The organism is Pseudomonas sp. GW821-FHT11G12, from assembly GCF_058808055.1.
This window is the reverse complement of record NZ_JBXARH010000001.1, coordinates 161,599-174,518: the sequence shown is the minus strand read 5'-3', so window position 1 is coordinate 174,518 and position 12,920 is coordinate 161,599. Positions and strand designations below refer to the sequence as shown.

General features: G+C 58.6%; 7 protein-coding genes. 4 read left to right on the top strand and 3 right to left on the bottom strand.

Annotated features, from left to right (window positions below; genetic code table 11):
* The first annotated feature begins 94 nt into the window (after window positions 1-94).
* From AC1RR7_RS00725 to AC1RR7_RS00710, 4 genes are all read left to right on the top strand, one after another.
* Window positions 95-2,575 (top strand): type VI secretion system Vgr family protein, encoded by a 2,481-nt coding sequence (locus tag AC1RR7_RS00725; RefSeq protein ID WP_493155718.1) that lies wholly within the window; start codon window positions 95-97, stop codon window positions 2,573-2,575.
* On the top strand, window positions 2,572-5,973 hold the full coding sequence (locus tag AC1RR7_RS00720) for a hypothetical protein (RefSeq protein WP_102622358.1): 3,402 nt from the start codon (window positions 2,572-2,574) through the stop codon (window positions 5,971-5,973). Before AC1RR7_RS00725 ends, AC1RR7_RS00720 begins: the two co-directional genes overlap by 4 nt.
* A complete protein-coding gene (locus AC1RR7_RS00715; RefSeq protein ID WP_102622357.1) occupies window positions 5,973-7,304 on the top strand; it encodes a T6SS immunity protein Tli4 family protein in 1,332 nt (443 codons plus the stop codon). Before AC1RR7_RS00720 ends, AC1RR7_RS00715 begins: the two co-directional genes overlap by 1 nt.
* A gap of 142 nt (window positions 7,305-7,446) precedes the next feature.
* Window positions 7,447-8,598, top strand: coding sequence for an MFS transporter (locus AC1RR7_RS00710; RefSeq protein WP_493155716.1), 1,152 nt, complete (start codon window positions 7,447-7,449; stop codon window positions 8,596-8,598).
* A gap of 42 nt (window positions 8,599-8,640) precedes the next feature.
* Here the strand turns inward: AC1RR7_RS00710 and AC1RR7_RS00705 are convergent, their stop codons facing one another.
* The 3 genes from AC1RR7_RS00705 to AC1RR7_RS00695 form a co-directional block, all read right to left on the bottom strand.
* Window positions 8,641-11,064 carry a TonB-dependent siderophore receptor gene (locus AC1RR7_RS00705; protein WP_493155714.1) on the bottom strand — a complete coding sequence of 808 codons (2,424 nt, stop codon included), beginning with the start codon at window positions 11,062-11,064 and terminating at the stop codon, window positions 8,641-8,643.
* 98 nt (window positions 11,065-11,162) lie between these two features.
* A complete protein-coding gene (locus AC1RR7_RS00700) occupies window positions 11,163-12,146 on the bottom strand; it encodes a FecR family protein (RefSeq protein WP_493155712.1) in 984 nt (327 codons plus the stop codon).
* Window positions 12,147-12,186: 40 nt separating this feature from the next.
* The gene (locus AC1RR7_RS00695) at window positions 12,187-12,687 is read right to left on the bottom strand and encodes a sigma-70 family RNA polymerase sigma factor (protein ID WP_045121794.1); all 501 of its coding nucleotides are present in this window, start codon (window positions 12,685-12,687) and stop codon (window positions 12,187-12,189) included.
* Window positions 12,688-12,920 lie beyond the last annotated feature (233 nt).

Below are 12,920 nucleotides of genomic sequence, written 5' to 3'. Positions count from 1 at the left end.
ACTTTAAGCCTTTATGATCCGCTTCGGTTCTGGATCAGGCTTTCGCCCGCTGTAGAACTTTCAGGAGATTGTGTTTCACCTCAAGGAGCGCCAAATGTTCAGTCCAGCCAACGAAACGCACTTCAGCCTTACCGTTGAAGACTACGTAGGCGACCTGCAAGTCCTGTCGTTCACCGGCACCGAAGGCATCAGCCAGCCGTTCCGTTTCGACCTGGAACTGGTCAGCGAAAACCCGGATCTGGACCTGGAAAAGCTCCTGCACAAACAGGCGTTCCTCGCTCTCGACCCGCAGGGCTCGGGCATCCACGGCCAGATCTACCGCGTTGCCCAGGGCGATGCCGGCAAGCGCCTGACCCGCTACAAAGTCTCCTTGGTGCCGCAGCTGCAATACCTGCATCACCGCACCAACCAGCGCATCTACCAGCAGATGTCGGCGCCGAAAATCATCGCACTGATCCTCGACGAGCACGGCATCAAGGGCAACGCCTACAGCTTCCAGCTCAGCCAGCCTTGCCCGGATCGCGATTACTGTGTGCAGTACGACGAAACCGACCTGCACTTCGTCCAGCGCCTGTGCGAAGAGGAAGGGATTCACTACCACTTCCAGCACAGCAAGAAAGGTCACCTGCTGGTGTTCGGCGATGACCAGACCGTGTTCCCGAATCTCGGCCAGCCCACTACGTACGTACAGGGCAGCGGCATGGTCGCCGAAGAGCCGGTGATCAAAGGCTTCCGGCTGCGCCTGGAAACCCGCACCAGCCGCACCACCCGCCGCGACTACGATTTCGAAAAACCGCGCCTGCAAATGGAAGCGGCCTACAAACCGGACGGCGAGAGCACTGAACCTGATCTGGAAGACTACGATTACCCCGGCCGCTTCATCGACCGCGCCCGCGGCAAGTTCCTCAGCCAGCGCGCCCTGGAACGCCATCGCGCCGACTACCGTCAGGCCGAAGGTCGCGGCGACCAGACCAGACTGGTCAGCGGCCACTTCATGGAAATGTCCGACCACCCGCGCAGCGAGTGGAACGACCTGTGGCTGCTCACCGAAATTTTCCACGAAGGCAAACAGCCGCAAGTCCTCGAAGAATCGGTCACCAGCGACACCACCGACAACAAGGACGATTTCCACCAGGGCTACCGCAACACCTTCCTCGCCACCCCGTGGGACGTGTTCTACCGCCCGGCCCTCGAACACCCGAAACCCCGCGTGCTCGGCAGCCAGACCGCCATGGTCACCGGCCCCAAAGGCGAAGAAATCCACTGCGACCAGTACGGCCGCATCAAGGTGCAATTCCACTGGGACCGCGAAGGCCAGGCCGACGACAAGACCAGCTGCTGGCTGCGCGTCTCCAGCAGCTGGGCCGGCGATCGCTACGGCGCCATCGCCATCCCGCGCATCGGCATGGAAGTCCTCGTCACCTTCCTCGAAGGCGACCCCGATCAGCCATTGGTGACCGGCTGCCTGTACCACAAGGAAAACCCGGTGCCGTACGCCCTCCCGGCGAACAAAACCCGCAGCGTCTTCAAAACCCTCAGCTCCCCGGGCGGCGGTGGCTACAACGAACTGCGCATCGAAGACAAAAAAGGCGCCGAACAAATCTTCATCCACGCCCAGCGGGACTGGGATGAAAACGTCGAACACGACCAGAAGATCCGGGTCGGCAACGAACGTCACGACACCGTGGTGAAGAACACCTACACCGAGCTGAAGGCCGAAGAACACCGCACCACGATTTCCGATCGCAAAGTGGAAGTGAAGGCGAGTGACCACCTGACCGTGAACCAGGATCAGCACATCAAACTCGGCACCGCGCAGTTGACCAGCGTGGGCAAGGAAATCCATCTCAAGGCCGGTGACAAAATGGTCATCGAGGCCGGCAGCGAACTGACCGTCCAGGCTGGCGGCAGCTTCATCAAACTCGATGGCAGTGGCATCACGGTGGTCGGGCCGGTGGTGAAGATCAACGCAGGTGGCTCGGCGGGAACGGGTTCCGGGATTGCGATCCTGATGCCGCTGCTGCCGATTCCTGCTCCTTCGGCCAGGGCTGGCAATCTCATGGCGCCCGCGCAACCGGGCCAACGACTGCCGGTGCCACCGGTCGAGCCGACCAAACTGAGCTTCGACATTCGTCTGGCTGACCGTCCGGGCGAAGGCGCCTTTGCGCTGGCGAACACGCCGTGGCGAATCATCAGGATGAGCGAACCGAGCTGGAAAAAACTCGGTCGTGTACCAGAGAGCGATGTGATTGCCCAAGGCGAAACCGATGACACGGGGCGTGTCACCTTGTCAGACGCCGCTCAGAAAAAACTCTCCCTTGAGTATCCGCAAAACCCGGAAATGTTCTGGCTGGTTTATCCCGGCCAGTGCGTCGCCCTGAAGGCCCACACAGACAATGGCTGGAGCGACGAACAACGGGAACTGCTGGCGCTGGCGAGCATGGACTTCAGCAGCGAACCTCATGCCGCGCGTCATCACCCGCAAGCCGGTACGGATAAAAACAGTGCATTGGAAAACCTGTCTCTGGCGGACGGCCTAGCACTCTTCGACAAGTTTAAGGAATTCAAGGCATGAGCAATCTGAATGGCGTTCAGCCCAAACAATTGAACCAACTGATTTCAAAAGACGGCAAAGCCTATACCTCGACCTCTGCCCCAGGCTGGTTCATCAAACAACACAATGCCAGGTTCGGTGAAGCCTTTTCACCTGAGCGCTCGGGGAACCAGGTCAAGTTCTTCACCACCGGTAGCGATTACTTCAAAGACGTTGCCAATGCGATAAAAAACGCCAAAAAATCGATCTTCATTTCCGGCTGGCAGATCAACTACGAAGTGCGGCTGGAAGGTGATGTCCGTCTCTGGGACTGTTTGAATCACGCGCTGCGCAAACCAGGCGAAACGCCCGACATTTATCTGATGCCCTGGCTGTCACCCAAGGCTGCCGTCGATACCGGTGACCTGGAGACCATGGTAGCCGCCTTCGTTTTGAACGCCGGTCTGCCAAAGAAAAAAGTCTGGTGCCTGCCGGCGATTCAACAAAGTGACATGGGCACCTTGGGACTGTTCTTTTCTCATCACCAGAAAATGGTGGTGATCGACAACGAAATCGCCTACGTCGGCGGGATCGATCTGGCTTACGGTCGCCGTGATGACAACAACTTTCGTCTGGCCGCGAACGGGAGAACCGCGAACGAGTTTTACAACCCGTGCATCCCGCCACTCACGGAAATCGAGGCACACAAGCAATACCCTTACATGACCACCGTCGAACTGATCGGCGCCGCGTTGATGGAAGGCGATGCGCTGAGCAAAGGCCAGCGCACGTATGCGTGGGCCATGGACAACAAGATGTTCAACGTCATGCGCGAGGCAAAAAAAGACGCTGGCGAATGGTTCGCCGAAAAGGGCAAGGATGGTTTGCGCTTGCTCGGAGCAGGCGCGGCGTACTCCACCGGCGGCGTGATCTACATTGCCGAGTTTGTTCAGAAACAGTTGACCGGTGACAACCTGGAGGCCTGGAAAAAGACTCTGCGCCAATGGAAAACTTCGCTTGATGGCGCGGTCAGCACCATGGATCAAGAAGTCCAGACGCTGCAAAAAACCGACAGCGCGCTGACTGAGCTGCGCCAGGAAGCCAAGTCCATCAGCACGGCCATCGGCGTGGCGCTCGACAAACCGGAACAAGCGTCGGCGATTCAGCAGCGGGTCGAGAACTGGCTGGCACGCGCGCAGCAGAAAATCCCGGTGGTGACTTCCGTCACTCAACCGGGGCGTGCCAGGTTGCAGACACAGGTGAACCGGCTCAAGGGCGAAGTACAAACCTGGTCGCAAAAAGTCGCGCCACAGGCTGACCAACTTCAAAAGGACTTGTCGGCATGGGCCACCCAGATCATCAAGTCCGGAGAGAACATCACGGACGAGTTGTTGAACAAGGGCAGCGAAATTGCCAGTTTGTGGATTCAGCAAACCGGGCTGGGAGCCTTTTACGCCTGGATCAACAACACGCCCTCCCCGATCCTCACGGCGAAGGCGATTGATGAGTTCGAGAAGATCTCAACCCCCTTCATCCTCTACCTGCATTCAGTTCTCGACCGCTTGAGTACTGCCCAGGTGGGCAAGCCCTATTCTTTCCTGGCGGATCCCGCGACCCGTTTGCTGCCGCGCGGGGGGATGATGCTCGACAGCGCGAAACAACCGCGCATGCCCTGGCACGACGTGCACATGCGTCTGGAGGGCAGCTCTGTTTTTGACCTGTCACGCAACTTCATCGATCGCTGGAACAGTTTGCAGGCACGCTTCGACGGCAAGGTGCAGAAGATGCCAAGCGCGCTGATCGGCCTCCTGAAGTTTGCCGACAAAAAACTGGAACCGGTTCCGTTCAAGGCGCGCTACCTTGCTCAACCTGAACCTGTCGCACCCAAGGGAAACATCAGCATGCAGGTTCTGCGAAGTGCCCCGCTGCATCTGCAAAACGAAGAGCGCCAGGGCGCCAGAAAATCAGGCGCAACCAGTCCTGCCTCATCACCGACGGGCGTTCAGGCGAACTGCATGCAGGCCATGTTGCAGGCGATCTCCGGGGCCCAGCATTTCATCTACATTGAAAACCAGTTTTTTCAGAGTGCTTATGGCAAGGACAACAAGGCAGCGCCTACGGTCATCGATGGGCCGATGCAAAGCCTGATGAGCATCTCCGGGTTGCCGGGCTATGAAACCTATAAAAAACGCCTGCGGCTGGACGAGGTCGATAAAGATCCCAAAAAACTGCACAAAATCGATTATTTCGCTTTGGCGGAGATGATACGAAACAAGGAAGCCGAAGCCTTTACCCAAGGCATCATGCAGGTGCTGAGCAATCAGGCGACCGTCGAAGGCTTGAAGCTCTTCCAGACGCCACAAAAAGCATTGATAAACCCGCTGTGCGAAGCACTGGCCGACCGGATTGTACGCGCGATTGAAATGGGCGAAAACTTTCACGTCTACATGGTGCTTCCCGTCCACCCTGAAGGTCCGCTCAACGCGATCAACCTGATGACGCAGGTTCACTTGACGATGCAGAGTATTTCGCTGGGTGAGCAGAGTTTGATAAAACGGGTGCAGCGGGCGATGGCGATCAAGGAGCAAATGGATAGAGGCAGAACGGAGGAGCAGGCCAAGACTGGCGTGGAGGTCCCTTCCGGTGAAAATAAAAAACTTCGAGTTTTTGAAACGATGAAGTGGACCCGCTATTTGACTTTGTTGAACCTCCGCTCTTGGGAAAGTCTTGATCGGCCAGTGACGGAACAAATTTACGTACACAGTAAATTGCTGATTGCAGATGATCGTGTGGCAATACTTGGCAGTGCAAACATCAATGATCGTAGCCAACTGGGTGATCGAGATTCCGAATTGGCTGTGATCGTGTCAGGCACCGTTTCGACGCCTGCACCAGTGAACGGCAAAAAGCAACATCCAGTCTGTCCTGAGATCAAGGCGCTTCGAAGCAAACTCTGGAGCAAGCTATTTGCTCTTGACGTCACCGATAAAAACGTCAAAGTCCGGCCCGCTACGCTGTTGGGCAGCCTGATCAATGAGCCTGCATCACCGGGAACTTGGAAGGCGATTCAAGAGCAGGCACAAATAAACTCTGACGCATACAAAGAGGCCTTCCCTTTTATCCCTAGCGACAATATGTCAATCTGGCCGACTTGGAAAAAAGCACTCAAAAAGCAAGAAGCAAATACGAGCTATTCAACTGGTAAAAAAGAAAAACCAATGCCATTCGAGGCTGAATTCTGGAAGAAATACACACCCAGCGGAATGCCTGGAGAAATCCTCGGGTTTATTACGGCACTTCCCGTCAACTGGACAAAAGACGAAAATAATGATTCCGAATTCAATTTGACTATCCTTGCTCAAATACAGCCCAACAAACAGGACAGTGATTACAAAGCTATCGCAGCTTTAACTAATGATCGAGTCACGGAAAACTCCTAATGCACCCCACTCAATTAATTTTAATTTTTTCCAGCTGCCTTTTGTTATCAATCCAAACTACACAAGCAGAAACCCATAGCATAAAAAATCAAACAAAAACCGAATGCCTGGGGCGTTCTTTGTTTGATATAAAGCCAGAAATAACATGGCACCTGCTTAACGACCAGTGGACTTATACCGACGGCATCAACTTCCCTAACTATTCACCGGACATCAGACTAGCTGACAAACAGCTCAGTTACGGCAGTGACCCCACAAATGACGCCTACGGGCTTGTCACTATAGAAGTCAGCCCAAAAACAAATATAGAAACCTTCAACGATCTAGTCGGCAGGCACCACCCAGACATAAGAGAAGCTAAAGAACGTGTTTTAAAAAGTAGAATCGACAAAATATCAGAAACAATGACAGGAGATTTGTCGCGCTCCAACCCGGCCCTATACAAGTCACTACAAAATGAAAGATTCGAACTCCGAGAAAAAATAGACAGAGTAAGAAAAATAAGCACCGAGCTCGTCGTACTTCCAGACTTTATAAGCCAATTCAAAAGAGAAAACCGCCCCTACGAAAAATTCGAGATCGAGCTGGAAGCCTACAAAAAAGAATTCGACACCTACCCCACAGACGAACTCTACGCCGAGCAGTCCGCCTTCGACTTCGGCATGCCGGACGCCTACGGCGCTCGCTACCCCGACAAACTCATAGTCCTGTTGTGGCGTGACGAGCGCGTCTATCGTTTTGCATTCGGCCAGCAAAGCGACTACTCCGAACACAGAAGCTCGTTCGAAAAACTGCTGCCCGCCGCCCGTGACGTGCTCTCGCGCTTTCGCACGCGCGCCGAGTTTGAAATCCCCAAGGAAAGCGGATTCTGCCTGCCCTTCGGTTTTATTGCCGATGATGGCAAGCCCCACTACTCGATCACCATGGCCTGGCACCCGACAAACACCCCGGACACGCTCTACAGCCTGAGTTTGAGTGACGACATCGGAAAAGCGTTGAACCTGTTGCCGGTACTGGCCTCGCCCATTCAAGGCAACCCGTTCCCGGCCGCCGGCGCCATCCAGACGTTCGGCCCGACATCGGTTCAGATCGGTACCCGCACCGGCATCATGGGCGGCAAGTCCTTCAAGGACCCTGAAGGCGCCGGATCCGAGCGATTCGTGATGACTGCCGGCCTCGCCAACAAAGGGTACGAACCGAGCATGGTGTTGAAGGTCGAGAATTACTCTTCAACCCAGACCACATCGTTTGAACAGACCAAGGAAGACTTCCTGAACACACTGAAAAGCTTTCGACTGCAATCCGGTGCGGGTATGACCGCCACAAACTGATCGAAGTCCCTTGTCTGCAAGGGACTGCCAATCACACCGAGTAAAACCACCCGCCCCAGGAACTCCAGGTCGCGGCCCATGGACTGATATGCAAGGATGTTGCCCTGCATCACGCCATTGACCGCAAGACCAAGGACGTTTCATGACTGCCATCAACACCCCGCCTCCCCTCGCCCCCGGACGCCTGCAACAGATGTCCACGCGCATCGCCTTCTTCATCGCCGGGCTCGGCATCGCCGCGTGGGCGCCGCTGGTGCCGTATGCCAAGGCACGGGCCGGGCTCGATGAAGGGACGTTGGGGCTGTTGTTGTTGTGCCTTGGCGTGGGCTCGATTCTGGCGATGCCGCTGGCGGGGATTCTGGCCACGCGGTTTGGCTGCCGGAAAGTGGCCACCGGCGGCACGCTGTTGATCTGTGCAGCGTTGCCGTTGCTGGCAACGGTATCGTCGATTCCGGCGTTGATTGCCACACTGTTCATGTTCGGTGCCGGGCTCGGCACGGTGGACTCGACGGTGAACCTGCAAGCGGTGATCGTCGAGCGGGCCAGCGGCAAGAACATGATGTCGGGCTTTCACGGCCTGTTCAGCCTCGGCGGGATCGTTGGCGCGGCAGGCGTGAGCGCCCTGCTCGGCCTTGGGTTGTCGCCATTGGCGGCGATGCTGGTGGTGGTCGTGGTGCTGATCGCGGCGCTGTTCAAGGCTGTGCCGCACATGTTGCCTTACGGCAGCGAAAGCTCGGGCCCGGCGTTCGCAGTGCCCCACGGGATCGTGCTGTTCATCGGCGGGATGTGCTTCATCGTGTTCCTCACCGAAGGCGCAGCGCTGGACTGGAGCGCGGTATTTCTGGCGCAGGAACGCGGGATCGATACGGCATATGCAGGCCTGGGTTACGCAGCGTTTGCGCTGACGATGACGGCGGGCCGTTTGACCGGTGACCGGATCGTTCGCGCACTGGGCGCAACGCGGGTCATTCTGTTCGGCGGTCTGTTGGCAGCGGCGGGGTTGTTTCTGGCGACGTTCGCGCCGAGCTGGGAAGCCGCACTGGTCGGTTATGCACTGGTCGGCGCCGGCTGCTCGAACATAGTGCCGGTGCTGTACACAGCTGTCGGCAAGCAGACGGTGATGCCGGAAAGCATCGCGGTGCCGGCGATCACCACGCTGGGTTATGCAGGCATTCTGGCGGGGCCGGCGGTGATCGGGTTTGTCGCCCATGCCAGCAGCCTGAGTTTCGCCTTCGGGTTGATGGCAGCGCTGCTGGTAGCGGTGGCGATTGGCGGGAAAGCGCTGAAGGTCTGAGCCAGCTCGTTCCCACGTAGCGTGGGAGCGAGCCAAGCAGCGTCAGAAACCGACGCTGGCCTGCACGAAGAACGTACGCGGCGCGCCGACATACATCCCCGAGTTGTTGTCGCTGGAGCGGGTGAAGTACTGTTTGTCGAAGATGTTTTTCACCCCGGCACCGAGCTTCAGGTTCGACAGCTGCGCACCGAAGTCATAGCCGCCACGCACGTTCCAGGTCACGTAACCCGGAATGTCGCCGTACTGCCCGTCCGCCGTGCCTTCGGTGATGTAGTTGTTGCTGAAGCTGCCGTCGGCATTCACGCCGGTACCCGGCGAGCGCTGTTTGGACTGGGCGAAACCGTCGATGTTGTAGGTCCAGCGGTTGATGTCGTAACGCAGGCCGACGGTTGCCACCTGACGCGAATAGAACGGCAGGTCGCGGCCCTTGAAGCCCGGGATCTCGCCTTCGTAGGTCGCGCGGGTGTAAGTGAAACCGGCGTTGGCGGTCAGGCCATCGAGACGCGGATCCAGCGCAGCCATGTCGTAGTGCACCGAAGCCTCGATACCCTGGTGCTTGGTGGCGCCGAGGTTGGTCCAGCCCACGTCGTTGCTGATGTATTGCAGCTCGTCATCGAAGTCGATGTAGAACAGCGTCACTTCACCGCCCCACACGTCATCGTTGTAGCGCGTGCCGATCTCGTAGGTCTTGGCTTTCTCAGGCTCCAGACCGTTGGCCGTCTGGTCACCCGAGCCGCCCTGACCGAGCTGGAAATACTGCAGGCTGCCGAACGAGGTTTCGTAGTTGGCAAACAGCTTCCACGCATCCGACAGGTGATACATCACGCTCAGTGCCGGCAGCGGTTCGTTGCTCTCGATGCTGCGGTTTTTCTCCGGCACGCGCTTGCCGGCGGTGTCGAGCACGGCGCGGTCGTGCCAGTCGGTGCTGATGTGCTCGAAGCGAATGCCCGGGGTGATGGTCCAGTTGCCGACGTCGATTTTGTTGTCGAGGTAGACCGAGTTGGCCTCGGTGCCACCGGTACGGTCCTGGAACACATGGCCGTCGGACGACGGGGTGACCACCGGCACATTGTTGACCAGCGCCAGACGGCTCGACTGCTCGTGCATCGCCTCTTTCAGGTAGCGATAACCGACGCTGACTTCCTGAGTGGTCGGGCCGACATCGAATACCCGGGAGACGCGTGGCTCGATGCCCAGCGTGTAGTAGGAGCGCGGATACGAACTCAGGGTTTTCTGGTCGCGGGCGGCGATGGTGCTGCCACGGAAGCTATCGGTGTAATAGGTCAGCACTTCAGCCTGGGTGCGCTCGTCGATCTGGCGGATCCACTTGAACGACACGTCCTTGCGGCGGCCGCTGAAGTTGTCGTAGTCGCGCACCGAGTCATACGGTTTGTCGTCGTACTGCTTCTGCGTCAGGCCGCCGGGCATGTCGGCACTGGCGTCGTAGTAGTGGAAATTGAGGCTGAAATCGTCCTGATCGGTCGGCGCCCAGTGGGTCTTGAGCAGCACGTCGTCGATGTCGTTGCCGTTGTTGCGCTCGCGGTAACCATTGCCGTTGACCCCGGAGTACAACAGCGCCACGCCCATGCCGTTGTCGGCCGTGCCGCCAAGGAACGCGGTATCGATGTGTTTCCAGCCGCCGTAGCGGGTGGTTTCCAGCGTGGTGCCGATTTCACCGGTGGCTTTTTCCGGGATGGCACGGGTCACGAAGTTGATCACCCCGCCGACGTTCTGTGGCCCATAACGCACGGAGCCGGCGCCGCGCACGACGTCGATGCTGTCGAGGTTGCCGGAGGAAATCGGCGCCATCGACAGTTGTGGCTGACCGTACGGCGCGAACGCCGCCGGTACGCCGTCGATCAGCACGGTGGAGCGCGGCGACAGACGCGAAGTCAGGCCACGCACGCCGACGTTCAGCGAAATATCGCTGCCGCCGGTGCCGTTGGAGTCCTGCACCTGCACGCCCGGTACACGTTTGAGGACGTCGCTGACGTTCATCGCGCCCTGCTCGACCATCGCTTCACGACGGATCACCGTCCGCGCGCCCGGGTGGTTCTGCACCACGGCGGCATCGGCGTCGCCGAGCCAGTCACCGACCACTTTGATGTCGGTCACGCCCAGTTCCAACGGGCTATTGGCGGCTGCGGTCGGTGCCGGCGACAGGGTCACCGAGCCTTCATTGATCTGATAGTTCAGGCCGCTGCCTTGCAGCAACTGGCGCAGTGCGTCCTCCGGCAAGAGGTTGCCATCGACGGCCGGGGCCTGCTTGCCGGCCACCAGATCCGGGCTGAAAAACACCTGCAGCGAGGTTTGCTGACCCAGTTCGCTCAGCGCCTGGCCCAGTGGCTGCGCGCGGATATGAATGGCGTCGGCCGCAAATGCCATCGGCATCGCAGCGTTGACCGCCAGCGCGAGCGCCAGCGGCAACCAAGGGGATTTTTTGTTGTTGGCAGTGGTGTTTTTCACGTCGTACGTAGTCCTGTGGATCGCAAGAGTGTGCGGCTGTTAATGCAAACCAGTTGCAGTTGAACAGGAAGACGACGAACTCGAAAAAAACCTGAATTTTATTTTGAAATTATTTCCTGGCTGCCGTCGGCGAGGGTGCGCACGGCCACCGGAAGGATGCTCGGCAAGGCCTTGAGCAAGGCGTCAGTGTTGTCGGATTTGAACACACTGGTCAGGCGCAGTCTGGCCACGGTCGGGTTGGCGACGGTCAGCGGCTTCTCGCGATAACGGGAAATCTCTTCGACGACTTCGCTGAGGCTGGCGTTGTTGAACACCAGTTTGCCGCTGCGCCACGCCGTCAGTTCCGCCGGGTTGACCGCATAGGCCTGGGCCACCACACCGTGGGCATCGACATGGGTACCGAGGCCGGCCGTCAGGTTGATGAACTCGTTGTCCGGCGCATTACGCCCCTGCACCTTGACGGTGCCCTGCTCCACCGCAACCCGGGTTTGCGTCACGTCGCGGCGCACATCGAAGCGGGTGCCGGTGACCGTGACCTTGCCGCTGCCGGCCTCGACCACGAACGGGCGCGAGGTATCGTGCTCGACGCTGAACATCGCTTCGCCTTCGGTCAACTCGATGAGCCGCCGATCCTTCTCGAAACGTACCTGCAAGCGGCTGCGGCTGTTGAGGTCGATCACCGAGCCGTCCGGCAATGCCACATGGCGACGCTCGCCCAGCGCCGTGGCGAATTCGGCGCGGTAACCCGCCGGGTGATTCAAGCCACTGAACAGACCGAGCCCAAGGGCCACCGCGACCACACTGGCCGCCACGGCATAACGCAACAGCGGACGGCGTTCGCGACGCGCTGGCGGGGTTTCGCACAGAGCCTTGAGCCGTGGCGCCGGCAGCAGATCCGCCGCCGTCCACAGGCCTTGGAGCAACTGGAATTCGTCACGGTGCTGCGGATGTTCGTTCAGCCAGGCGTCGAAGCGCCGGTATTGTTCGGCATCGACGGCTGGTTCCTGCAAACGCACAAACCAGCGTGCCGCGTCATCGCGCACCGTTGTTTGCCCGCACGCGCAATCACGAGTATCCATCATGGAATGTCCTGTTTGGCTGGGGATGAAAAGACGCCGCGGCTCATGATTGCGCCCCGTCCAGGCGATCACGCAGATGCCGCAGGGTGCGGATCATATACTTTTCCACCATGTTCTTGGACAGGCCCAGGCGTTCGGCGATTTCCGCCTGAGTCAGGCCTTCGATCTTCTGCCAGACAAAAATTCGCCGACAGTTGACCGGCAATTCGGTGAGCGCCCGCTCGATGGAATCGGCCAGCTGGATCGCATGCATGTAATGCTCCGGGTCACCGGTCGGCGACTCACTGAGATCGATCGCCTCCGACTCCATGGCGCCCCGCCGGTCCTCACGTCGATAGCCGTCCACCGCGATGTTGCGCGCCGTCTGGTGCAAATACGCCCGGGGTTGCTGCACCGCCGACGAATCGGACTCGAGCACCCGCACAAAGGTGTCGTGCGCCAGATCCTCGGCCTGCGAGCGATTGCGCAGGCGGCGGGTCCAGGTGCCGATCAACTCTTCGTAATGCTCGAGAAAGCCGGGTCTGCGGGGCAGCATGGGGATCATTGCGGCGTGCTGGGGAAAGGGGCGTGAATAGTAATGCTTCGTATTAAGCCGAAGCAATGCATTACTCGGGATACCGACCGCAGGCACTCAAGAAATGTAAACACGCGCCCGATTTGGCACCACGGGTTTTCATAGGCCTGGGTGATCGCGCTCGATCCGGCATCAGCGTTCACAACAGAGCCCGACAGATAATCACTTCCATGAATAATGGTCGACAATAACAGCCGCTTGAA